The organism is Cereibacter sediminicola, assembly GCF_007668225.1.
GTDB lineage: Bacteria > Pseudomonadota > Alphaproteobacteria > Rhodobacterales > Rhodobacteraceae > Cereibacter_A > Cereibacter_A azotoformans.
In genome coordinates this window covers 12360-35353 of record NZ_VDEK01000025.1, presented here as the reverse complement: position 1 = coordinate 35353, position 22994 = coordinate 12360, and the positions used below count along the sequence as shown (strand labels likewise).

26 protein-coding genes are annotated in these 22994 nt (G+C 70.8%); 12 read left to right on the top strand and 14 right to left on the bottom strand.

All coding sequences use genetic code 11. From position 1 onward, the window contains the following. Positions 1–179: 179 nt before the first annotated feature. A complete protein-coding gene (locus FG154_RS15005; protein WP_145109604.1) occupies positions 180–575 on the bottom strand; it encodes a rhodanese-like domain-containing protein in 396 nt (131 codons plus the stop codon). 297 nt (positions 576–872) lie between these two features. Between FG154_RS15005 and FG154_RS15000 the strand changes: the two genes are divergently transcribed. From FG154_RS15000 to tmk, 3 genes are read left to right on the top strand one after another with little or no spacing between them, the layout of a single operon-like run. Continuing rightward, a complete protein-coding gene (locus FG154_RS15000) occupies positions 873–1655 on the top strand; it encodes an SPOR domain-containing protein (RefSeq protein WP_145109601.1) in 783 nt (260 codons plus the stop codon). A 17-nt stretch (positions 1656–1672) separates the two neighbouring features. Then, the gene (locus tag FG154_RS14995; protein ID WP_145109598.1) at positions 1673–2842 is read left to right on the top strand and encodes a D-alanyl-D-alanine carboxypeptidase family protein; all 1170 of its coding nucleotides are present in this window, start codon (positions 1673–1675) and stop codon (positions 2840–2842) included. Between the two features lie 12 nt (positions 2843–2854). Next, positions 2855–3508, top strand: a complete 654-nt coding sequence (gene tmk / locus FG154_RS14990; protein ID WP_145109595.1) for a dTMP kinase — start codon at positions 2855–2857, stop codon at positions 3506–3508. 12 nt (positions 3509–3520) lie between these two features. Here the strand turns inward: tmk and FG154_RS14985 are convergent, their stop codons facing one another. Continuing rightward, a complete protein-coding gene (locus FG154_RS14985; RefSeq protein ID WP_145109593.1) occupies positions 3521–4135 on the bottom strand; it encodes a hypothetical protein in 615 nt (204 codons plus the stop codon). Positions 4136–4340: 205 nt separating this feature from the next. On the opposite strand from FG154_RS14985, the gene FG154_RS14980 reads away from it, so the two are divergent. Beyond that, positions 4341–4682, top strand: a complete 342-nt coding sequence (locus FG154_RS14980) for an SMR family transporter (RefSeq protein WP_145109591.1) — start codon at positions 4341–4343, stop codon at positions 4680–4682. 10 nt (positions 4683–4692) lie between these two features. Here the strand turns inward: FG154_RS14980 and ruvB are convergent, their stop codons facing one another. The 4 genes from ruvB to ruvC all read right to left on the bottom strand — a co-directional run bounded on the left by ruvB (position 4693) and on the right by ruvC (position 7960). Continuing rightward, the gene (gene ruvB / locus FG154_RS14975; protein WP_145109588.1) at positions 4693–5718 is read right to left on the bottom strand and encodes a Holliday junction branch migration DNA helicase RuvB; all 1026 of its coding nucleotides are present in this window, start codon (positions 5716–5718) and stop codon (positions 4693–4695) included. Positions 5719–5791: 73 nt separating this feature from the next. Beyond that, positions 5792–6691, bottom strand: coding sequence for a zinc metalloprotease HtpX (gene htpX, locus FG154_RS14970; RefSeq protein ID WP_145109585.1), 900 nt, complete (start codon positions 6689–6691; stop codon positions 5792–5794). An 88-nt stretch (positions 6692–6779) separates the two neighbouring features. Next, complete coding sequence (gene ruvA, locus FG154_RS14965) at positions 6780–7457, bottom strand: Holliday junction branch migration protein RuvA (RefSeq protein ID WP_145109582.1); 678 nt, start codon at positions 7455–7457, stop codon at positions 6780–6782. Next, positions 7454–7960, bottom strand: coding sequence for a crossover junction endodeoxyribonuclease RuvC (gene ruvC, locus FG154_RS14960; protein WP_145109580.1), 507 nt, complete (start codon positions 7958–7960; stop codon positions 7454–7456). Before ruvC ends, ruvA begins: the two co-directional genes overlap by 4 nt. Before the next feature lie 307 nt (positions 7961–8267). On the opposite strand from ruvC, the gene FG154_RS14955 reads away from it, so the two are divergent. Further along, a complete protein-coding gene (locus FG154_RS14955) occupies positions 8268–8480 on the top strand; it encodes a DUF1127 domain-containing protein (protein ID WP_145109577.1) in 213 nt (70 codons plus the stop codon). Positions 8481–8608: 128 nt separating this feature from the next. On the opposite strand, the gene FG154_RS14950 is transcribed toward FG154_RS14955, so the two are convergent. The 4 genes from FG154_RS14950 to FG154_RS14935 form a co-directional block, all read right to left on the bottom strand. Next, positions 8609–8953, bottom strand: a complete 345-nt coding sequence (locus FG154_RS14950; protein WP_145109574.1) for a hypothetical protein — start codon at positions 8951–8953, stop codon at positions 8609–8611. 115 nt (positions 8954–9068) lie between these two features. Next, positions 9069–9944, bottom strand: coding sequence for a 50S ribosomal protein L11 methyltransferase (locus FG154_RS14945; RefSeq protein WP_145109571.1), 876 nt, complete (start codon positions 9942–9944; stop codon positions 9069–9071). 63 nt (positions 9945–10007) lie between these two features. After that, a complete protein-coding gene (msrA, locus tag FG154_RS14940) occupies positions 10008–10682 on the bottom strand; it encodes a peptide-methionine (S)-S-oxide reductase MsrA (RefSeq protein ID WP_145109568.1) in 675 nt (224 codons plus the stop codon). Between the two features lie 124 nt (positions 10683–10806). Then, complete coding sequence (locus FG154_RS14935; RefSeq protein ID WP_145109566.1) at positions 10807–12999, bottom strand: primosomal protein N'; 2193 nt, start codon at positions 12997–12999, stop codon at positions 10807–10809. Between the two features lie 95 nt (positions 13000–13094). On the opposite strand from FG154_RS14935, the gene fsa reads away from it, so the two are divergent. The 3 genes from fsa to FG154_RS14920 are packed head-to-tail and all read left to right on the top strand — an operon-like array spanning position 13095 to position 15383. Further along, positions 13095–13754, top strand: coding sequence for a fructose-6-phosphate aldolase (gene fsa / locus FG154_RS14930; RefSeq protein WP_108220759.1), 660 nt, complete (start codon positions 13095–13097; stop codon positions 13752–13754). Positions 13755–13776: 22 nt separating this feature from the next. After that, positions 13777–14466, top strand: coding sequence for a DUF484 family protein (locus FG154_RS14925; RefSeq protein WP_101340724.1), 690 nt, complete (start codon positions 13777–13779; stop codon positions 14464–14466). Beyond that, positions 14463–15383 carry a tyrosine recombinase XerC gene (locus FG154_RS14920; RefSeq protein WP_108220760.1) on the top strand — a complete coding sequence of 307 codons (921 nt, stop codon included), beginning with the start codon at positions 14463–14465 and terminating at the stop codon, positions 15381–15383. The genes FG154_RS14925 and FG154_RS14920 overlap by 4 nt, the downstream gene beginning before the upstream one ends. A gap of 107 nt (positions 15384–15490) precedes the next feature. On the opposite strand, the gene fabD is transcribed toward FG154_RS14920, so the two are convergent. Beyond that, entirely contained in the window at positions 15491–16423 is a 933-nt protein-coding gene (gene fabD, locus FG154_RS14915) for an ACP S-malonyltransferase (protein ID WP_145109563.1), read from the bottom strand. Positions 16424–16734: 311 nt separating this feature from the next. Then, positions 16735–17238 carry a sigma-70 family RNA polymerase sigma factor gene (locus tag FG154_RS14910; protein WP_145109562.1) on the bottom strand — a complete coding sequence of 168 codons (504 nt, stop codon included), beginning with the start codon at positions 17236–17238 and terminating at the stop codon, positions 16735–16737. 159 nt (positions 17239–17397) lie between these two features. Between FG154_RS14910 and FG154_RS14905 the strand changes: the two genes are divergently transcribed. Next, positions 17398–17577: a hypothetical protein gene (locus FG154_RS14905; RefSeq protein WP_246100316.1), complete on the top strand. Its 180-nt coding sequence runs from the start codon at positions 17398–17400 to the stop codon at positions 17575–17577. 45 nt (positions 17578–17622) lie between these two features. Here the strand turns inward: FG154_RS14905 and FG154_RS14900 are convergent, their stop codons facing one another. After that, positions 17623–17946 carry a hypothetical protein gene (locus tag FG154_RS14900; protein ID WP_145109556.1) on the bottom strand — a complete coding sequence of 108 codons (324 nt, stop codon included), beginning with the start codon at positions 17944–17946 and terminating at the stop codon, positions 17623–17625. A gap of 289 nt (positions 17947–18235) precedes the next feature. Between FG154_RS14900 and ligD the strand changes: the two genes are divergently transcribed. Both ligD and FG154_RS14890 read left to right on the top strand, forming a co-directional pair. After that, positions 18236–20785, top strand: coding sequence for a DNA ligase D (ligD, locus tag FG154_RS14895; protein WP_145109553.1), 2550 nt, complete (start codon positions 18236–18238; stop codon positions 20783–20785). Then, positions 20782–21039, top strand: a complete 258-nt coding sequence (locus FG154_RS14890; RefSeq protein WP_145109550.1) for a hypothetical protein — start codon at positions 20782–20784, stop codon at positions 21037–21039. The genes ligD and FG154_RS14890 overlap by 4 nt, the downstream gene beginning before the upstream one ends. Before the next feature lie 19 nt (positions 21040–21058). On the opposite strand, the gene FG154_RS14885 is transcribed toward FG154_RS14890, so the two are convergent. Then, entirely contained in the window at positions 21059–21811 is a 753-nt protein-coding gene (locus FG154_RS14885) for an MgtC/SapB family protein (RefSeq protein WP_101340744.1), read from the bottom strand. Positions 21812–21954: 143 nt separating this feature from the next. Here FG154_RS14885 and FG154_RS14880 point away from each other — a divergent pair, with 143 nt between their 5' ends. Next, on the top strand, positions 21955–22329 hold the full coding sequence (locus tag FG154_RS14880; protein ID WP_145109547.1) for a response regulator: 375 nt from the start codon (positions 21955–21957) through the stop codon (positions 22327–22329). Positions 22330–22994: the final 665 nt, after the last annotated feature.

Sequence of the window (22994 nt, the reverse complement as noted above, 5' to 3'; positions counted from 1 at the left end):
AAAGGGCGAGCCCGCACAATCGCCCGGCGAAATGGCCGCAGGGAACGCCACCCTGGTGAATAAATGCTCAGCCGGAAGTCCGCTTTTGCGGGCAGCGTGCGAATCGCGAAGCGTGAAATGCGCGGGCTTTCGCGGCGGGCGGCCCCGCGCCATGCGGGGCGCGGCCGCCCGCCCCTGTCCTACATGCCGGGGTCGATCGCGCCGTCCACCGATCCGCCGCCCTCGATCCAGTCCTTGAGGCCACCGAGGTTGTAAACCTCGGAAAAGCCCATGTCCTTCAGCAGCTTCCCCGCCAGCGCCGCCCTGCCGCCCGAGGCGCAGTGCAGCACGATCGGCCGATCCTTGCGCAGTTCGGCGTCGTGGTAGGGCGACTCCGGGTCGGCGCGGAACTCCAGCATCCCGCGCGGGATATGGTGCGATCCCTGCGCGCGTCCGGTCTTCTCGATCTCGGGGGCGTCACGGACATCGAGCAGCAGTGCCCCTTGCTCGGCGACAAGCGCCCGGGCCCGCTCTGCATCGATGCGCTCCACCACCGCGTTGGCTGCGGCCATCATGTCCTTGAGAGTGCTCGTCATGGTCCGTCCGTCTCCTGAGGCTGGCCGGATCGCCCGGCCTTCTTCCGGCCCGAAGCCTAGATCGGCCCTCGCCCGCCTGTCCACGGGCACGGCGCGCCCCGACTGGCGCCTGCCCACGGGAAGGTGATGGTGGCGGCGCCCCGGCCGCTCGGGCGCCGGGGTCCGCACCCTTTCCAGCACTGGCCATCGTGGCTATGATGCCGCCGCCGCGAGGGACAAGCGGCGGGGACATGAGACCGTCCGCAAGGCGGTCCGGCAACAGACGCGGACTGAACCCGCGCACGATGGGGGCGAGCAATGTCACATCCGGGCGTCCGGAACCTGATCTTCACCGCGGCCGCCGGGCTGGCCCTGATGGGCTGCGATACGATGCGGCAGGCCACGGGCATGGACGACGGCGAGGGACCGCCCGTCACCGCGGCGCCCGGCGCCCCCGTGGGGGCCGATGTCGAAGCGCCCGAGGCCTACCAGACCACGGACCGGGCGCTGTGGGACGGCAGGCCCTCGCTCGGCGGGATCTGGGTCGCCGCCTCGGACGTGAAGACACCCGAGCGGGTGCTGATGGTCAATCCGGCGAACGGCCGGTCGGTCAAGGGCGCCCTCTTCCGGCGCGAGCGCGAGAATCCGGGCCCCAAGCTGCAGCTGTCCTCGGATGCGGCCGAGGCGCTCGGGCTGCTGGCCGGGCAGCCGGCCACGATCCGCGTCACCGCGCTCCGCCGCAAGGAGGCGCCCCCCGCCGTTGCCGCCGCGCCCGCGCCCGTGGCAACCCCGGCGGCCAGTGCAACGGCCGTTGCCGCGCCGGCCAGTGCACCGGCCGTTGCCGCACCGGCGACCGCACCGGCCCCCGTGGCCGGTGGCCGCACCATCCGCGTCGGGACCTTCAGCCAGCAGGACAATGCCCGGCGCGCGGCCGACCGGCTGGCCGAGGGCGGCGTGACCGCCCGCGTCGCCGAGGCCCGGCAGGGCGACCGGTCGTTCTGGACCGTCCTCGCCGGACCCGCGACCCCGGCCGATGCCCCATCCCTGCTGGCCAGGGTCAAGGACCTTGGTTTTCAGGACGCCTACCTTCTCGCCCGCTGACAGGAAAGGACGCACCCGTGTCGCTGCCCCGCCTCTTGCTTGCCCTGACATTCGGCCTGCTCACCGCACTGCCCGCGCTGGCCTTCGACACGCGCGCCCGCGCCGCCTGGGTCTATGACGTGACCACCCGGACGGTCCTCCTTGACAAGAACGCGCACGAGCCGCTGCCGCCCGCGTCGATGTCCAAGCTCATGACGCTCAACATGCTGTTCGAGGCGCTGCGCGACGGCCGCGTGACGATGAACACGACCTTCGCCGTCTCGACCAAGGCCAAGCAGATGGGCGGCTCGAAGATGTTCGTCGAGGAACGCGACCGACCCACGGTGGAAGATCTGATCCACGGCATCGTGGTGAACTCCGGCAACGATGCCTGCGTGGTGGTGGCCGAAGGGCTCAACGGCACCGAAAGCGACTTTTCCCGCGCCATGACGGTCCGCGCCAGGGCGCTGGGAATGAACGACTCGACCTTCACGAACTCCTCGGGCTGGCCGGAGCCCGATCACCGGATGAGCGTGCATGACCTCGGCATCCTCGCAGTGCGGCTGATCGAGGAATTCCCGGAATACTACCCCTATTTCGCCCACACCGAGTTCAACTACAAGGACCGCGTCCCCTCGAACGCGAACAACCGCAACCCGCTGCTGCGGCTCGGGCCCGATGGCGACTGGACGGCGGACGGGCTCAAGACCGGCCACACGCAGGAGGCGGGCTACGGGCTTGTCGGCTCGGCGGTGCAGAAGGACGGCCGCCGCATCGTCTTCGTGCTGACGGGCCTCGCGACCGAGGCAGACCGCGCGCAGGAAGGCGAGCAGATCGTGAACTGGGCCTTTCGTCAGTTCGTCCAGAAGACGCTGGTGAAAAAGGGCCAGCGGGTGGCCGAGGCCGACGTCTGGCTCGGCAATGCCTCGCGCGTGGGGCTGGTGCCGGCCGATGACGTGAAGCTGCTGCTGCCCGCGCTGGCGCAGGAAGGGGTGACGGCCGAGGTGAGCTACACCGGGCCGCTGCGGGCCCCGATCGCCGCCGGGCAGGAACTGGCCGAACTGGTGATCCACGTCCCCGACCTTCCCGATGCGCGCGTGCCGCTGGTGGCCGAGGGCAGCGTCGGAAGCGGCGGGCTGCAGGTCCGGCTCATGACCGCTGCCAAGGTGCTCTACCGCCGCTTTCTGGAGGAGGCGCCAGCGAGCTGAGCGGGCCATCCGATGCGCGCGCAGGGCGGGCTCTTTCTGGCGGTCGAGGGGATCGACGGCTCTGGCAAGTCGGGGATCGTGCAGCATCTTGCGGCGCGTCTGAGGGCGCACGGCCGCGAGGTGGTCGTCACGCGCGAGCCCGGCGGCACGCCCGAGGGCGAGGCGATCCGCGGCCTTGTCCTCGCCGGCGCCGACGAGGCATGGGATCCGATGGCCGAGCTTCTGCTGATGACGGCGGCCCGGGTGCAGCATGTCCGGCGCGTGATCGCCCCGGCGCTCGAGGCGGGGCGCATCGTGCTGTCCGACCGCTACGCCGGATCGACGCTGGCCTATCAGGGCACCGGCCGCGGCCTGTCCGAAAGCTTCATCCGCGCGCTTCATGCGGAAGCCACCGGCGATCTCTGGCCTGACCTCACGCTGATCCTCGATCTGGACGCGGCAACCGGCCTCGCCCGCAGCCGCCGCCGCCTGACCGGCTCCGCCATCGACGAGGGCCGGTTCGAGAGCCTCGACCTCGCCTTTCACGAGCGCATCCGCCAGTCGTTCCGGGCGCAGGCGGCTCGCGATCCCGAGCGTCACGCCGTCATCGACGCCTCGGGCACGCCCGAGGAGGTGCAGGCCCGCGCGCTTGCGGCGCTGGAGCCGCTGCTCGCCGCCGCGCGCTGATCCGACGATGCCTCAGCCGAGCCGCGCCGCCAGACGCAGCGCGTGGCTCGGGTCGCACGCCGCCGCCGGCAGGACCGGATCATAGGCCGCCCGGACCAAGGCCGCGATCTCGGGCCGCAGGATCAGGTGCCCGCCCGCATCGGCAAGGGGAGAGCGGTCGGCGAAGGCGCCCTCGGACCAGAGCAGCATCGACTGCACCGCCTGCCCCAGCGCCAGCGCATCGGCCGGAACGGCCGACAGATGCTCGTCCATCCGCAGGAAGACAAAGCAGGCGCGGATCGCCCCCGCCGGATCGAAGCGGAACAGCCGATACTGGTTGGCCCCGGCCGCCGCCAGCCGTGCGCAGAGCGGCGCCAGATCCGGGATCATCCGGTCGAGGTTCGGCACCTGCGGCAGTTCCTCCCAGTCGCGAAAGAAGAAGATCATCAGGTTCACGCCCAGTTCGGGATCGGTCTCGGCCATCCGGTGTCCGGCCAGCGTGACCACCGCCTCGATCGCCCCCTTGATCGTGGCGAGGCTCGTCTCCTCGACGCCAAAGACGACGGGCACGATCGGCCGGCCCCAGCGAGCGAAGCGGTAGCTGCCGTCGGCGGCGGCAAAGTTCGCCTCGATGTCGGCCGGTGTCATGGCTGCCCTCCCCTGCGGTCCGGCCGGGACATAGGCGGTTTGAGCGGCAGCGGCAACGGGCCCGGGGCGTGGGGACCGGCCTTTTCCGGGCATGGCCTCGCCGCGTGCGAGTATCCGGGAAACCCTCGGCGGCACCACCCGCACGCGCGCGATTGACAACGCGGCGGGCGCGGACAGGATGGCGGCTTGCCCCTCGGAGACAGCCATGCCGCTTGCGACCACCTATGCCTTCCTCGTCTTCGCCATCTTCGCCGAGGTCGTGGCCACGACCGCACTGGCGCGCTCGGACGGGTTCTCCCGGCTCTGGCCGAGCGTCATCACCGTCGTCGGCTACAGCATCGCCTTCGCCTGCCTGTCGGTCACCCTGAAGGTGATGCCGACCGGCGTCGTCTATGCGCTCTGGTCCGGGCTGGGCATCGTCTTCATCGCGGCCATCGGGTGGCTCGTCTATGACGAGCGGCTGGACCTGCCCGCCCTCATCGGGCTCGGGCTGATCCTTGCGGGCGTTCTGGCCGTGAACCTCTTCTCGAAGACCATCCCGCACTAGGAGCGCGCTCTCAGCCGAAGAGGTCCGCCTGCCCCGGCCCCTTCGGCGCCTCGAGCCCGAGGTGCCGCCAGGCCTTGTGGGCGAGCATCCGCCCGCGCGGCGTGCGCTGGATCAGGCCCTGCTGGAGTAGGTAAGGCTCGATCACCTCCTCGACGGCGTCGCGGCTTTCGGACAGGGCCGCGGCGATGGTCTCGATCCCCACGGGCCCGCCGCCGTAATTCTCGGCGATCAGGCTCAGGTAGCGGCGGTCGCCCAGATCCAGCCCCAGATGATCCACCCCGAGCCGCGTCAGCGCCCGGTCGGCGATCGCCTGCGTCAGCCGCCCGTCGCCCTCGACCAGCGCGAAATCGACCACCCGGCGCAGCAGGCGGCCCGCGATCCGCGGCGTTCCGCGCGCGCGCCGGGCGATCTCCTGCGTGCCTTCGGGATCGGTGTCCACGCCCATCATGCGCGCACCCCGAGCCACGATCAGGGTCAGCTCGGCCTCGGTGTAGAACTGGAGGCGCGTGGGGATGCCGAAGCGGTCGCGCAGCGGCGTGGTCAGCAGGCCGAGCCGCGTTGTCGCCCCCACCAGCGTGAAGGGCTGCAACTCGATGCGCACCGTGCGCGCCGCCGGCCCCTCGCCGATCACCAGATCCAGCGCGAAATCCTCGAGCGCGGGATAGAGCACCTCCTCGACCACGGGCGAGAGGCGGTGGATCTCGTCGATGAAGAGCACATCGCGCGGCTCGAGGTTGGTCAGGATCGCCGCAAGGTCGCCGGGCTTGGCCAGCACCGGCCCCGAGGTCATGCGGAAGCCCACCCCCAGCTCGCGCGCCATGATCTGCGCCAGCGTCGTCTTGCCCAGGCCCGGCGGGCCGTGAAACAGTGTGTGGTCCATCGCCTCGCCCCGCATCCGGGCGCTTTCGATGAAGACGCGCAGGTTGGCCCGCGCCTCGGCCTGGCCCACGAATTCTTCCAGCGACTGCGGGCGCAGCGCGCGGTCCATGTCTTCGGGCAGCCGCTCGGGGCGGAGGGTCGGATCGGAACTGGTCATGCGCTCGCTCGGGCTTTGCCGGAACATTCCCCGAACGGGCCGGGGGATGCAAGCGCGAAGCGCAGGCCGGGCGTCAGCGCCAGGGGCCGCGACGGGGGACGCGCGGCATCGAGGACGGCTCGGCGCCCGCCCCCGCCATGGCCCGCAGCGCCGCGATGCGGTTCGCGGTGTTCGGGTGCGTGGCAAAGAGCCGGTCGTGCGACATCGCATGAAGCGGGTTGATGATGAACATGTGGGCCGTCGCCGGGTTGCGCTCGGCGCGCGTGTTGTCGATGCGCTGCGCCAGCCCCTCGATCTTGCCGAGCGCCGAGGCCAGCCAGAGCGGTCGGCCGCAGATCTCGGCCCCGATCCGGTCCGCCTCATATTCGCGCGACCGCGAGATCGCCATCTGCACGAGGCCCGCCGCCAGTGGCGCAAGGATCATCAGCGCAAGCGTGCCCAGGATGCCCATGGGCCGCTCGCCCTCCTGATTGGAGCCGCCGCCGAAGAAGAAGGCAAAGTTGGCCAGCATCGAGATCGCCCCGGCGAAGGTCGCCGTCACGGTCATCAGCAGCGTGTCGCGGTTCTTGATATGGGCCAGCTCATGCGCCACCACCCCCGCCACCTCCTCGGGCGAAAGCGCCCGAAGCAGGCCGCGCGTCACCGCCACCGCGGCGTTCTCGGGGTTGCGGCCGGTCGCGAAGGCGTTGGGCTGGTCGGTCTCGATCAGGTAGAGCCGCGGCATCGGCATGCCCGCCCGCTCGGCCAGCCCCCGCACCATGTTGTGAAGATCGGGCGCGGCGCGGGGATCGACCTCATGGGCGCCGTGCATGGACAGCACCGCCTTGTCCGAGTTCCAGAAGGTGAAGAGGTTCATCAGCGCCGCCACGATCAAGGCGATGATCGCGCCGCTCTGCCCCCCGATCAGGGCGCCGACGCCAAGAAACAGCGCCGTCATGACCGCCATCAGGATGCCGGTGCGAACGTAACCCATCCATGCTTCTCCCATTACCCGGAACGCGGGGGATATGGGCGCACAAGGGCCCCACCGCAAGATCGGCGGGCCGCCCGTGCGACGGCTGTCAGGATCTCGGGGCGAGCAGCTTCAGCGCGGCCCGGATCAGCGCCGCGGCGTCGGCCTGCGGATGGTCGCCCGAGGCCTGCGCCACGGCCTGCGCCGCGTCCGACGGCTGGTAGCCGAGGTTGGTCAGCGCCGAGAGCGCGTCCCCGGTGTGGTTCGCAACCGGCGCGGGGGGGGCGGCCCTGGCCGAGGGCTTGCGGCGCGGCGCCGGATCTTGCGGCGTCTCCTCCACCACCGCCGGGGCGCGCGCCGGGGTGGCCCCCCCCATCACCATCAGCGCCGGCGCCTTGGACTTCAGTTCCAGCACGACGCGCTGCGCGATCTTGGGCCCGATGCCCGGCGCGGCCTGGATCGAGCGCGCGTCGCCCAGGCTGATCGCCCGCGCGACCCCGTCGGCCCCGAGCGCGCCAAGGATGGCCATGCCGGCCTTGGCTCCCACCCCCTGCACCGTCATCAGCAGCCGGTGCCATTCCTTTTCGATCAGGGTGGGAAAGCCGAAAAGCTGGAGCAGATCCTCGCGCACCACGAGTTCGGTATAGAGCGCAACCCCCTCGCCCGGAGCGGGCATGGCGGCCAGTGTCCGGTCCGAGACATGGACGATGTAACCCACGCCGCGCACGTCGATCAGCACATGGTCAGGCCCGCGGACGTCGAGGATCCCCGAGATCTTGCCGATCATCGTGCAGCCCTCGCCAGTGCGGCCTCGAGCCGGCCCGAGGATTGCACATGATGCGCGTGGCAGATCGCGACCGCGAGCGCATCGGCCGCGTCGGCGCCCGCAAGCTCGACCCCCGGCAGATGCAGGCGAACCATGTGCTGGATCTGCTCCTTAGCGGCATGGCCCACGCCCACTACGGTCTTCTTCACCGCGTTGGGCGCATATTCCCCGACCTCGAGCCCGGCCTGCGCCGGAACCAGCAGCGCGATCCCCCGCGCCTGGCCCAGCTTCAGCGTGGCCACGCCATCCTTGTTCACGAACGTATGTTCGACCGCGGCCGTGTCGGGGGCGAACCGGGCGATGATGTCGGTCAGCTGCGTGTGCAGGGACAGAAGTCGTTGGGCCAGGTCGCCCGAATCAGAATGGCAGATCCCGTTCGCCACATGGGCCAGGCGGGTGCCCGAGACGTCGATCACCCCCCAGCCCATGTTCCGCAGACCGGGGTCGATCCCCAGAACCCTCATGGCACCCCCTGCTTCCTGTTGCCGCAAGGGCTAGCACGAAGCGGGAACACCCGCCAGCGCCTTCCGCCGCCTTCCCCGAGGCGGCCGCAGGCATGGTCAAAAAGCGACACATCGGCAATCCGATACGACGGGCCGACCGGGTTTTGCGAAGGCCCGGAAAACAAGACGGTTTCGTGACATCGAGCCTTGCGTTTTCTGCAATGCGGCATTGCTCCGGTGTCGATTGCCGACATCGCGCTGCCGGATTATTTGCCGCTCAGACGCAGCGATTGCTGTGATCTTCAGCAGAATGAAAAGGACAGACGCCATGGCCGCCTTCGAGACGACCCGCCCGGCGCCCTTCGGCGCCATCTCCACCTTCCACCTCATCCAGCGCGTGAGCGACCTCGTCGCCGCCGTCGCGGCCTGGAACGATGCGCGCGCCACCCGCGCCGCCCTGTCGAAGCTCAGCGACCGCGAGCTGGACGACATCGGTCTGTGCCGCGGCGACATCGATGCGATCTGCGCGCTCCGCCGCTGAGGAACAGCAGGGGACGGGACGCTCTCTCCCGGACCATCTGCCAAAGGCCGCTCCCCCCCGGGATGCGGCCTTTTCGTTTGCATCGGAACAGGCCCCGCCAGCGGGCGCAGCGATAGCGCGCCGCGGTCTCAGCGCGAGGCAAGGAAGTCCTTCAGGCTCTTGGCCACGAACCGCGATCCCGGGTCGGGCCTGAGCAGGGCGCTGCCGATCCGGTCGAAGCTCTCTCCCGCGGCGAGCCGGGCCACGCGCGCCTCGTAGGGGCCCGCGCCGATCTGCCAGAGCAGCACGCCCTTCAGTCCCAGCCCGCACAGGATCACGACGAGCAGCGGCCCGATGAGCCGCGGCCGGCGCCGTCGGGGCTTGACGTAGTGGGACCGGCCGAGTGTGCCCTGAGCCTCGAAGCCGAACCCGCGCGCATGGGCCGCCTCGATCCGGGCGACGCGCCGGCGGAAATCGGCCAGATTCTGATCCATCGCTACGCCCGCACCCACAAACACCGCTCCCGGATCGAAGGGATCTAGGCGCGGATCATGGCGAAAGCGAGGCGGGCGAAAGGAGACGGAGCGGCTGCCGGATGAACCGCCCCCCTCAGGGGCGCCGCATCACGAGGCAGCACCACTCGCCCAGATCCTCGCGCGCGGCAAGCTCGAAACCCTCGGCAAGATAGGCCTCGGTGATCGAGGCCGCCTGCACCACCAGCAGGCCCGAGAGGATGGCAAGCCCGCCCCCCGGCGCCACATGGGCCGCCATGGCCGGCGCAAGCTCGATCAGCGGGCCCTTGAGGATGTTGGCAAAGACCAGATCGAACGGGGCCTCGGCCGCCAGACGCGGATGGTCGAAGCCTGCGGCCTCGAGGCAGGCGACGCGCCCGCCGAGCCCGTTGATCGCGACATTCGCCTCGGCCACCTCGACGGCCACCTCGTCGATGTCCGAGGCGATCACCAGAGCCTCGGGGAAGACGCTTGCGGCCGCCATGGCCAGGACGGCGGTCCCGCAGCCCACGTCGGCCACCTTGGCGGGCGCGAAGCCCGCATCCACCAGCCGGTCGAGGGCGCGCAGGCAGCCCAGCGTCGTGCCGTGGTGGCCGGTGCCGAAGGCCACCGTCGCCTCGATCTGCAGCGCGATCCGGCCCTCGGGCACCTTGTCGGCGTCGTGGCTGCCGTGGACGAAGAAGCGCCCGGCCTCGACCGGCGACAGCTCGCGGCGGACCTTGGCGACCCAGTCGATCTCGGGCAGTTCGGACAGGGCGAAGGGCCGGGCGCCGAACGCCGTCGCCAGCAGTTCGAGCACCGCCTCGGACGGCGCCTCGAGGAAATAGGCCCCGACCTCCCAGAGGCCCGAGCCGTCCTCGATCTCGAACACGCCCACGCCGGTCGGCTCGGGCTCCATCTTCTCGAGAGCGTCCGCGAGGGCCTCGGCGGCCTCCTCGCCTTCAAGCGTGGTCAGGGCGGAATAGGTGGGCATGGGGCAGCCTCCGGTGCGGTCCGGGCGGGCCTAACCCCGCCCCTGCCCCGCGTCAAGCGCCCCTCAGCGTGCGGGCGCCGCCGCCCCGACCCCGGTCCCGATCGGGCAGGAGACCCCGGTGCCGCCGATCCCGCAATAGCCGGCCGGGTTCTTGGCCAGATACTGCTGATGATAGGCTTCGGCGAAATGGAAGGCGGGGGCCGGACCGATCTCGGTGGTGATCCGGCCGCGGCCGGCCGCGGTCAGCGCCCCCTGATAGGCCGCAAGGCTCGCACGCGCGGCCTCGGCCTGCGCCTCGCCATAGGTGTAGATCGCCGAGCGATACTGCGTGCCCGTGTCGTTGCCCTGCCGCATGCCTTGCGTCGGATCGTGGTTCTCCCAGAAGAGCTTGAGGAGCATCTCGTAGGAGATCACCGAGGGGTCGTAGATCACGCGCACGACCTCGGTATGGCCGGTGCGGCCCGAGCAGACCTCCTCGTAGGTCGGGTTCGGCGTGTAGCCGCCGGCATAGCCCACCATCGTGAGCCAGACCCCCTCGGGCACCTGCCAGAACTTGCGCTCGACGCCCCAGAAACAGCCCATGCCGAAGACCGCCTCGGCCATGCCCGCGGGCACCGGCGACTTGAGCGGCAGGCCGGACAGGAAATGCGTCTCGGCGGTGGGGATCGGATCGGGTCGGCCGGACAGCGCCTCGGCGGGAGAGACCATCTCGGACTTCTTACGGTTGAGCAGGAACATGATGCGGCCTCCGGTTGACAGGCCTCGAATATAGGCCCGCCCGTCCGGCGGTGCGAGTCACGCTGGCGGCACCCGGAGGCCCCGGCGATCACGGTCACGCCAGCGCCGCGCAGACGGGCGGCCTTCAGAGGAAGCTCTGCGGATCGATGTCCACGGCGAGGCGCAGGTTTGCCGGCAGCTTCACCTGCGCGATCCACTCGGCGAGGGCCGCCTGCAGCGGCGCCCCCTTCTGCGCCTTGACCAGCAGGCGAACCCGGTGCCGCCCTCGCACGCGGGCGATGGGCGCGGGCGCGGGGCCGAAGACCTGCGCTCCGATCCGGCGCAGCGGCGCGTCCGCGCGCGCAAGCTCCGCGCCGATCTCGAACACCTGCCCCACGTCGGGCGACGACAGGATGATCCCCGCAAGACGGCCGTAGGGCGGCATCCCGGCCACGCGCCGCTCCTCGGCCTCGGCGCGCCAGAAGGCCTCTTCGTCGCCGCCGAGGATCGCCCGGATCACCGGATGTTCGGGCTGGTAGGTCTGCACCAGCGCCACGCCGCGTTTTCCGGCCGCGCGCCCGGCCCGCCCCGCCACCTGCCGCACGAGCTGGAAGGTGCGCTCGGCCGCGCGCAGGTCCGACCCCTGCAGGCCCAGATCCGCGTCGATCACGCCCACCAGCGTGAGCAGCGGGAAATTGTGCCCCTTGGCCACGATCTGCGTGCCGATGATGATCTCGGCGCCGCCCTCGGCGATGGCCGCGATCTGCTCCTTCAGCGCGCGCGCCGATCCGAACAGGTCCGAGGACAGCACCGCCACCCGCGCCTGCGGAAAGCGCGTCCCCACCTCTTCGGCCAGCCGCTCGACCCCCGGCCCCACCGGCGCCATCCGTTCCTCGACCCCGCAGGAGGGGCAGGCCTCGGGCATGGGCTTGGTCGCGCCGCACTGATGGCAGACCAGCCGCTTCTGGAAGCGGTGCTCGACCATCCGCGCATCGCAATGGTCGCAGCCGATCTGGTGGCCGCAGGCGCGGCAGATCGTGACCGGCGCATAGCCGCGGCGGTTCAGGAACAGGAGCGACTGCTCGCCCCGCGCGATCCGCGCCTCGACCGACCGTGCGAGCGGTTCCGAGATCCAGCGGTTCGCGGGCAGTTTCTCGGGGCGCATGTCGAGCGCGTGCATCTCGGGCAGTTCGGCCGCACCAAAGCGGGCGCCGAGGTCGAGCCGGCCGTAGCGGCCCTGCGCGGCGTTCACCCAGCTTTCCAGCGAGGGCGTGGCCGAGGCCAGCACCGCCGGGCAGCCGCAGATCGAGGCCCGCAGCACCGCCATGTCGCGGGCGTTGTAGAGCGCGCCCTCCTCCTGCTTGTAGGAGGTGTCGTGCTCCTCATCGACGACGATCAGGCCAAGGTCGCGGAACGGCAGGAACAGCGCCGAACGCGCGCCCGCCACGAACTGCGCGCCGCTTTCCGAGACCATCCGCCAGAGCCGCCGCCGCTCGGTCGCGGTCACGCCCGAGTGCCATTCCGCGGGGCGCGCGCCAAAGCGGGCCTCGACGCGGGCGAGGAACTCCGAGGTGAGCGCGATCTCGGGCAGCAGCACCAGCGCCTGCCGGCCGCGGCGCAGGCACTCGGCCACCGCCTCGAGATAGACCTCGGTCTTGCCCGATCCGGTCACGCCCTTCAGAAGCGTGGTGCTGTAGCGGTCGGCCGCCACCGCCGCGACGAGGGCCTCGGCCGCCGCCACCTGATCGCCCTCGAGCCGCACCGCCGCCGCGCCGGGATCGAGCGGCGGATAGGGCAGATCGCGCGGCGCCTCCTCCTCGAGGATCGCGCCCGCCTTCACCAGCCCCTTGACGACCGAGCCGGTCACGCCCGCCTCGGCCGACAGCTCGGCCAGCGTCACCGGCGCGCCGCCATAGGCCTCCAGCGCATCGAGCACCCGCTGGCGCGGCCCGGTCAGGCGCGCCGGCTCGTGACCCGAGGCCCGATAGACGCGGCGCACCGTCGGCGGATCGCCCAGCCCCGGAGCGCGGGTGGCCAGCCGCAGCATCGCGGGCAGCGGCGTCAGCGTGTAGTCGGCCGCACGGGCCAGGAAGACACGCATCTCCTCGCGCATCGGCGCGGCATCGAGCACCCGTTCCACGCCGCGCAGCTTCGCCGCGTCGAAACCGCCCTCGCCCGGCCCCCAGACCACGCCCATCACATGCCGGGGCCCCAGCGGCACCACCACATAATCGCCGGAGCCGCAGCCACCCTCGGGGGCGCGGTAGTCGAGCACCCGGCCCAGCGGTTCGGTCGTCAGAACCCCCACCCGTTCGCCCTCTGCAAAGCGCCCCGTCACGCCGGCTTCCCTTTTCCCTCGCGTCCCGATGCGCTATTACACCGCAGACGGCGGGGACGACACCCCCGCGGAACCCCGAGCCAAGGAAGATCCTCATGAAATTCTTCGTCGACTCCGCCGACGTCGCGGCGATTGCCGAACTCAATGCCCTCGGCATGGTGGACGGTGTCACGACGAACCCGTCGCTGATCCTGAAGTCGGGGCGCAACATCCTCGAGGTGACGCGCGAGATCTGCGAGCTGGTCGCGGGCCCCGTTTCGGCCGAGGTCGTGGCCGCCAAGGCGGACGACATGATCGAGGAAGGCCGCAAGCTGGCCGAGATCGCGCCGAACATCACCGTCAAGGTGCCGCTGACCTGGGACGGGCTGAAGGCCTGCAAGGTGCTGACGGACGAAGGCCGCATGGTCAATGTGACGCTCTGCTTCTCGGTCAACCAGGCGCTGCTGGCCGCCAAGGCGGGCGCGACCTTCATCTCGCCCTTCATCGGCCGGCTGGACGATATCAACCTCGACGGGCTCGAGCTGATCGCCGACATCCGTCAGGTCTATGACAACTACGACTTCCAGACCGAGGTGCTGGCCGCCTCGATCCGCACGCCGAACCATGTCGCGCAATGCGCCCGCATCGGCGCCGACGTGATCACCGCGCCGCCTGCGGTCATCAAGGGCCTCGCCAACCATGTCCTGACCGACAAGGGTCTCGAGATGTTCGACGCCGACTGGGCCAAGACCGGGCAGACCATCCTGTCCCTGTGACAGCGGCACCGGCGAGGGCGGCATGATCGAACAGGACCTGCGCGACAAGCTGATCGCGACCCCCGAGATGATCCTCGAGGACCGCGACCTGATGAAGGCCCTCATCGCGGCGAACGAGCGCGCGATGGGGGCCAATGTGATCGACCTGCGCGGCATCGCGATGGAGCGGCTCGAAGGGCGGCTGGACCGGCTCGAGGACACCCATCGCTCGGTCATCGCAGCGGCCTACGAGAACCTCGCCGGGACCAACCTGATCCACCGGGCGATCCTGCAGATGCTGGATCCGCTGGGTTTCGAGGAGTTCCTGCTCAACCTCTCGACCGAGGTGGCGCAGACCCTGCGGGTGGATTGCATCCGGCTCGTGCTCGAGACCGCGCAGCGCGACGCCGATCCCGCGCTCGGGCGGCTCGGCGAGGTGCTCCATGTGGCCGAGCCGGGCTTCGTCGCCGACTATGTGGCCGGGGGGCGCAACGTGCCGCTGCGCCCCGTCACGCTGCGGCGCACCCTGCCGGACACGATGCTCTACGGCGAGGCTTCGCCCGGCATGGCCTCCGAGGCGCTCATGCGGCTCGACTTCGGGCGCGGGCGGCTGCCGGGGATGCTGGCCATGGGCTCGGCCGATGCCGACCATTTCAAGCCGACGCAGGGCACCGACCTCCTGGCCTTCTTCGCCGGCGTGTTCGAGCGGACGATGCGCCGCTGGCTCTCGTGAGCCTGGCGATCCCGCCGGCGGCGCGCGACGCGCTCGAGGCGTGGCTCACCCACCAGCGGGTGATCGAGGGCGCCTCACCCCACACGATCCGGGCCTATGCGGCGGACGTCGCGGGGTGGCTCGCCTTTCTCGCCGGTCATCTGGGCGAAGGCTACGGTCTGCCGGCGCTGGCCTCGGTGCCCCATGCCGACCTGCGCGCCTGGATGGCGCACGAGCGCGCCCGCGGCCTCGGCGCCCGTTCGCTGGCGCGCTCGCTCTCGGCCGTGCGCCGGTTCACCGGCTGGCTGGCCGAGCGCGAGGGGGTGGACGCGACCGCCGTCCTCTCGGCGCGCGGACCCAAGTTCCGGCGCAAACTGCCCCGCCCCCTCTCCGAGAGAGATGCGAAGGCGCTCCTCCTCACCGTGGCCGAGGACGGCGCGGAAGACTGGATACGGGCGCGCGATCTTGCGGTGGTGACGCTGCTCTATGGCTGCGGCCTGCGGATCTCCGAGGCGTTGGGGCTGCCGGCCACCGCCCATCCCCTGCCCGAGGTGCTGCGCATCCTCGGCAAGGGCAGCAAGGAACGGCTGGTGCCCGCCATCCCTGCGGCGCGCGAGGCGGTGGCCCGCTACGCGGCCCTCTGCCCGTTCGATCTCACCTCCGGCCCGCTGTTCCGGGGCGCGCGCGGAGGGGCTCTCAATCCGCGGCTCGTGGCCAAGGTCATGGAGCGTGCCCGCGCGACGCTCGGCCTGCCGCCGACCGCGACGCCCCACGCGCTGCGCCACTCCTTCGCCACACATCTGCTGAACGCCGGGGGCGACCTCCGCGCGATCCAGGAGCTTCTGGGGCACGCGTCGCTCTCGACGACGCAGGTCTATACGGCGGTGGACGGCGCGCGGCTGATGGAAGTCTATGCGAGAGCCCATCCGCGCGCCTGAAGCGCGCGCCGCCCCTCCGCCGGTTGGCCGCAAGGGCCCTGCCAAAGGTCTCGTCCGCGGCAGCGCCGCCTGCGGGGGTTCGATGCCCCCGCGGGCGGCACCCCCGGTCAGACCGCCGCGGCGGCCGTCACATCGTCCGGCGTCCCGATGGCGCGCGTCGCAGCGCCCTTCGCGATCCGCTTGATCATCCCCGACAGCGCCTTGCCCGCGCCGATCTCCCAGAACTCGGTCACGCCCGCATTCTCCATCCACATCACGCTCTCGCGCCAGCGGACCGCGCCCGTGACCTGCGCCACCAGCAGCGCCCGGATCCGGTCGGGCTCGGACACGGCCTCGGCGCGGACGTTCACCACGACCGGACAGACCGGGGCCTCGATCACGACCGCCGCCAGCGCCTCGGACATGACGCTCGCCGCATGCTGCATCAGCGCGCAATGGAAGGGTGCGCTCACCGGCAGAAGGATGGCCCGCTTGGCGCCCCGGCCCTTGGCGATCTCGACGGCCCGCTCGACCGCCGCCTTGTGGCCCGAGACGACCACCTGCGCCGGATCGTTGTCATTGGCCGCCTGACAGACCTCGCCCTGCGCCGCCTCGTGCGCCACCTCGACCGCCGTCCCGTAATCGAGACCCAGAAGCGCCGCCATCGCCCCCACGCCGACCGGAACCGCCTCCTGCATCGCCTGGCCGCGGATGCGCAGCAGCCGCGTCGTATCGGCCAGCTTGAGCGACCGCGCCGCGCACAGCGCCGAATATTCCCCGAGCGAATGGCCGGCCACGAACGAAGCCGTGGCAATCCCAAGCCCCTCGGCCTCCAGTGCCGCCAGCGCCGCCATCGACGTGGCCATCAGGGCCGGCTGGGCGTTCTGCGTAAGCGTCAGCTCGTCAATCGAGCCTTCCCAGATCAACGCCGAGAGCTTCTCGCCAAGCGCCTCGTCCACTTCCTCGAACACCGCCCGGGCCGCCGGATAGGCCTCGGCGAGGGCGCGGCCCATCCCGATGGTCTGGGCGCCCTGCCCGGGAAACACGAATGCGCGGCTCATGGCTCGGTTCTCCTTTGCTCCTCGTGGCACGGCACATAGCCCGACCCCGAAGGGCGCGCAATCGCCGCCCCGTGGGCTGCGCGCTTCGGCCTCAAGCCGCCGCCCCCGCGCACGCGAGGCGCGCGTCAGTGAGGACGGAGGCTCGGGGACGGATCATGCCTCCGCTCTCCGCCTGGATCGGATGGCAGGGCTGCGACGGGAACCGGGCGGGGGGTTCGAGCCTGCGGACGGTCGTGCGATGACCCGGGCCCGGGCCGGAACCCGCGGCGAAAGCCGGCGTCAGGTGCCCTTCGCGTCGCCGGTGCGGCGGCTCAGGTCCCGCCGCCCTCGAGGTCGTTCATGACAAGCTGGCGGGCCCGGCTGACGCGGCTCTTGACGGTGCCGATGGCGCAGTCGCAGATCCGGGCGGCCTCCTCGTAACTCTCGCCCAGCATGACGACCAGGATCAGGATCTCTCGGTAATGGGCGGGCAGCCGGTCGATGGCGGCCATCAGCTCGCGCCCGCGCACCGTCCATTCCTGCGACGGCTGAACCGACATCTCGCCCGAGACGCAGTCGGCCGTCCCCGTGCGCTCGCGCGCCGAGACCCGGATCCGGGTGTAGAAGGTGTTGCGGAGAATGGTGAAAAGCCAGGCCCTGAGCCGTGTGCCCGGCTGAAACTTGTCAACGTTCGCAATGGCCTTGAGAAGGGTTTCCTGCACGAGATCGTCGGCATCCGCCTGGTTCCGGCTCAGCGATCGCGCATAGGCACGCAGCGCCGGAATCAGCTCGACCACATCGGGTATGATCGATCGCGGGGGGGTCTGGTCCGTCACGGGCGGCTCCCTGGCTCTTCACGGCTTCGTTTTCGGAAATCAACGCCGAGTTGCGGGGGCGGTTCCGTCTTTGACGTTGCGCTTCGCGGCCGGTCGGCGCAAAACGGGTCAGGGGCAGGTGGGATGATGGTAAAGCCAAAGGAACACGAAGGTCCGCACATGGGGCCGGACGAATTGAAGGACCTGAGCGAGGAACTGCTGCGCGCCATCGAGGCCGAGCCGGTGCCGGAGCCGATTCAGGTGCTGGCCCGCCGCCTCGCCTGCGCGCTGGGGTCCCAGATGGTCGGGGATCCCGTCCTGCTGGCACCGCGCGAAGCCGTGAATGAAGGCGATTCCTGAGCGAGAGGCGGCCCGCCGGGGCCGCCCCGGCCGATGCGGGGAAGGTCAGGTCTGACCCGACCGCACCTGTTTTTCCGAGAGGCGCCGCAGCAGCGACGCAAAGCGATCGTCCGTCGTCTGCTCGGCTGACGAGACGGAGTAAGTGCGTCGAAGGTTGTCCTCGACATGTTTGTTGACCAGGTCTTCACCCTGGCTGTCCTGCATGAAAGGAAACATGGCCTCGGGTTCTTGTCTTGTGACTGTCGCATGACAAGAGTCCTGTCCGGCTTTTGTTCCGTCCGCCTGCAGCACATCCCGAGATGAATCCCGCGCAATCGACGCGGCGTTCAGGGCGGTGTCCGGGTTGAGGGGGTCCTCAGGCTGACGCATGGGCAATCTCCCTTGCGCCGGGCCTCTGGTTCTGGTGGCGAGTCCCTGCGGGAAACCCCGGCCCGGCCAGACACTCCCTGTCGCAATCACCCATTCCACCTGTCCGAAGCCGCCCCACGCTGGCGAGGGAACACGCTTCCTCAGCTTCGGGTTCCTCCGCTGCGCGATTATTTTCCGAACGAACCCTGACGGCCACACGAAGGCCGGACGGCGGGGTGAAGGGCGCGTCGCAGGAACTGTCACGGCCCCGCCACGTTTGGACAGGGCCTTCAGCGGAGTCCGTCGTCCCATGTCCGAAGCCGCGCGCCCCCAGGATCTCGAACGCTACCGGGCCAAGCGCGACTTCGCCCGCACGCCGGAGCCCGACGGCCGGGTGCCCGAGGATCGCGCGGGCGCGCTCCGCTTCGTGGTGCAGAAACACGCCGCCCGCCGCCTCCATTGGGACTTCCGGCTGGAATGGAACGGGGTGCTGCTCAGCTGGGCCGTCACGCGCGGGCCATCGGCCGACCCGTCCGCCCGCCGCCTGGCCGTCCGCACGGAGGATCACCCGATCGACTATGCCGGCTTCGAGGGCACCATTCCCAAGGGCGAATATGGCGGGGGCACCGTCATGCTCTGGGATCGCGGGACGTGGGAGGCGCTCGGCGACGCCGACAAGGGCCTGAGCGAGGGCCGGCTCAAGTTCCGCCTCGAAGGCGAGCGGATGCGCGGTGGCTGGATGCTCGTCCGCCTCAAGCCGCGCGCGGGCGAGAAGGGCGAAAACTGGCTGCTGATCAAGGAGCATGACGCGCATGAACGGCCGGGGCCCGAGGGGCTGGTCGAGGCCCATGTGACCTCTGTCGAGAGCGGCCGTCGCATGGAGGAGATCGCCGAGGGGCGCGCGCCGCGCAAGCGCCGCAAGCCGGCCGCCCTGCCCCGGTTCCGGCCCCTCCAGCTTGCGCGCCTCGTGCCGGCCGCGCCGGACGGGCCGGACTGGCTGCACGAGACGAAGTTCGACGGCTATCGCTGCCTCGCCGCGCTCGCGGATGGTCAGGTGCGCCTTCATACCCGTTCGGGGCTGGACTGGACGGACAAGTTCGGCGCGCTGGTGCCCGACCTCGCGCGTCTTGCGGTCGGGCGGGCGCTGATCGACGGCGAGGTGATTGCCCCCGGAGAGGCGAGCGGCGCCTTCTCCGAACTGCAGGCGCGCCTCAAGACCGGGGGGGCGCTGGCCTTCATGGCCTTCGACCTGCTGGCCCTCGATGACGAGGATCTGACCGGCCTGCCCCTGCTGGAGCGCAAGGCGCAGCTCGAGAGCCTTCTGGAGGGAGAGACGGGCGCGGTCCACTACTCGACCCACATCCGGGGCCACGGGCCCGAGGTGCACGAGCGGATGTGCGCCGCCGGGCAGGAGGGGATCATCTCCAAGCGGGTCGAGGCCCCCTACTCCGGCGCGCGGAACGGCGACTGGCTCAAGGTGAAATGCGGCCTCCGGCAGGAGTTCGTGATCTGCGGCTGGAAGGCGTCGGACAAGCCCGGCCGCCCCTTCGCCTCGCTGGTGATGGGCAGCTACGAGAAGGGCCGCCTGACCTACAGGGGCGCGGTCGGCAGCGGCTTTGACGCGCGGACCTTCCGCGAGCTGAAGCCCCTGCTGGCCGGGCGCGCGCGCGCGACCTCTCCGTTCGGCCATGTCCCTGAGGGGGCCGAGGGCGCGCGCTGGTTGCGCCCCGATCTGGTGGCCGAGGTGACCTTCACCGAGCTGACCCGCGACGGGCACATCCGCCACGGGGTCTTCGCGGGCCTGCGCGACGACAAGCCCGCCCGCGAGGTGCGGCTCGAGGCGCCGGAGGACGCCCGGGCCGAGGATGCAGCCCCCCCGAAGCCGCCGGCGCGCGAGGCCCGCGCGCCGCGCAAGGACAGGACGAACGAGGATCCCATGCCACAAGCCGGCAGCGAGGTGCGGGTGGCCGGCATCCGCATCAGCAATCCCGACCGCAGGATCTACGACCGGCCGGCCGCCACCAAGCGCGAGGTGGCCGAGCATTACGAAGCACTCGGCCCGCGGATGCTGCCGTTCCTGCGCGACAGGCCGGTGTCGCTGGTGCGCTGCCCGGACGGCGCGGCGGGCGAGTGCTTCTTCCAGAAGCACCGGACCCGCGGCATGCCCTCGTCGATCCGCACCGTGAAAGTCGAGACGAAGTCCGGGCCCGAGGATTACATCACCCTCCCCGATGTCCCGGCCCTCGTCGGGGCGGCGCAGATGGGCGCGCTCGAGTTCCACATCTGGGGATCGCGCAACCGGCGCCTCGAGCGGCCGGACCGGATGGTTTTCGACCTCGATCCCGACGAGGGTCTCGACTTCGCCCGCGTGCGCGAGGCGGCCGAAGAGCTGCGCGCGCGTCTCGACGATCTGGGCCTGCCCGCGGTCCCGATGCTGTCGGGGGGCAAGGGCGTGCATGTGATCGTGCCGCTGAAGCCCGCCGCCGAATGGGAGAGCGTGAAGCTCTTCACGCGCGCGCTCTCGACCCTGCTCGCGCAAGAGGCGCCCGATCGCTACACCGCCGCGATGGCCAAGGCCGGACGCAAGGGCCGGATCTTCATCGACTGGCTGCGCAACGACCGCGGCTCGACCGCCGTCGCCCCCTACAGCCTGCGCGCACGGCCCGGAGCGACGGTGGCGACCCCGGTCACATGGGACGAACTGGCCCGCGCCCGCTCGGCCGGAGACTGGACGATCCGCTCGATCCGCGAGCGGCTCGAGGGCCCCTGCCCGCTGGCCGAGGCCCGCCCCGTGACACTCGGGCGGACGGTGATCGGCCGGCTTGAACGACGGGTGACGCAATCCAAGGAGGGGACATGACCGGGTTGACGACAGAGACGATCGAGGGCCGGCTGATCGCGCAGCGCAAGGTGCTGTCGCGGCTGGTGGCGCTTGCGGACAACGACGAGCTGCGGGCCTGGCTCGAGGAGCGCAGCGTCATGCAGGACAATCAGGAGGATCCGGGCGCCGTGCCCGCGCCGGGCGTGGGCATCGAGGTGGCGCTGGCCGAGGAGATCCGGTGCATCCGCGACGAGGCCGACCGCTTTGGCGGGGGGATCGCGCCGGGCCGGTGACGAGGCGGGAGGCCGGGGGTCAGTCGCGCTCGGCCAGCGGATCGGGCAAGGGCCGGCCCGCGGGATCCTCGACCGGCATGATGTCGAAGGACAGCACATCCTCCTCGTCCGTCAACGCACGGGCGAGCCTGTCCAGCGCCGCCTCGCGCCGGGCATGGGTCGCCGTGGACAGCCTCAGGCGCTCGGAGGGGCGGCTGAGGCTCCGGCTGACCGGCCCGACCTCGAGCCCCTCGCTCCGAAGGATCTCGGTCAGGCGGCGCGCGTCGAACCGCGATCCCAGCCGCACCGTCACCCGCAGGCGGACCTCGGTCCGCACCGGCAGAGCCGCGTAGAACAGCCGCAGCGCCACCAGCACCACCAGCGTGGCGGCCGTGGCGGCCACCGCCAGCCAATACATGCCCACGCCATAGACGATCCCGATGGCGGACGTGACCCAGAGCGAGGCGGCCGTGGTCAGCCCGTGGACCGAGGCCCCCTCGCGGAAGATCACGCCCGCGCCGAGAAAGCCGATGCCGGTCAGGATGCCGTGCGCCATGCGGGCGGGATCGGCGACGATCTGCGTGTCCCCCAGGAACGACACCGTCCATTCCGCCTGACGCGCCGCCGCAAGCGTCAGGATGGTTGCCGCGAAACAGACGAGGGCATGGGTTCTGAGACCTGCGGGCTTGCCGCGCATCTCCCGGTCAAACCCGATCAGGAGGCCCGTCAGCAGACTGCTGAACATGGGCAGCACAAGGTCCTGCGCGAGAAAATCCTGAAGCAATTGCACCATGACGACCTGCCGATCAAAGCCCTTGGAAACGCGCGGCCCCCGCCCCTCGTTCCGCGCCGGCCGCCGGTTCCGCACAAAGACGCCGGCGCGACGGAACCCAAGGCGCCGGGCGGGTCTTGTCCGGCAACACCGGAGGTTCCGCAATGCCCCTCGCCGACACGCCGCACGCCCCGCGCATCCTTCTCGCCGAGGATGATCTCGTGCTCGCCATGACGATGGTGGATGAGCTTCGCGCCTCGGGGTTCGAGATCGTGGGACCGACCCGCTCGGCCGCCGAGGGCGCGCGTCTCGTAGGGCATCAGGCGGTGGATGCGGCCCTCCTCGACCTGCGGCTCAAGGACGGCACCTGCTTCGGACTGGCGCGCACCCTGCGGGTCCGCGGCATCCCCTTCGCCTTCGTCACCGGCGAGGCGCGGGAAGCCATCCCCGAGGATCTTGCGGATGTGGATGTGCTGGAGAAGCCCGTGACGGCGGTGGCGATTTCCACCATGCTCGAAAGGCTGCTGCAGGAGCCCTAGATCGCAGGAGCCTCGCGGGCCATGCCGGCGCCCGCTGCGGTGGTGCGCGCGCCGGAAGGTCGTGCCGAAGGCCCCGCGTCATCGCAGGGCCCGGTTACTCGCACCTGATACTGGTAACTTGCCTACTCGTCCCCGGCCCCACGTCAATTCACGGGCCGGTCACTCGCACGGGCATCGGCCGATCCGGCCTCAGCGCAAGCCGAGGAAGGACAGGATGGCGATGACGATGACCACGAGGCCCACGATATAGATGATGCTGTTCACTTCTCACTCCTTGTCACGTTCTTCAGAGGCTGGTTCAGACCGGAACGGTCGGCGGGACGCCTGGGCCTTCGCCCGGAAGGTCGGGCTCGGTCGGTGGCAGGTCCGGGCTTTCGCCCGGTGCCGGCAGCGGGCCCGGCGTCACATCCGGGTCCGTGAGAGGCTCGGGATTCTCGCCCGGCGGTGGCCGGGGAACTGACGACGTCATGGGCTGTCCTCTGGCTATTTCCGGGAAAGCGATGCGGCTGCTTCCTCTCCCTTCCCGCCGTCAATGCAGAGCGGCCGAGGAAGGTTCCCTTGTTCGTTCACCGCGGGGTGACCGGGCCGTGACCGACGCGGTTGCGCGCGGGGCGGTGCGGCCAAAGCCGGTCGCGCGGGAATGCCGTTTTCGTGCCCCCTCCGTG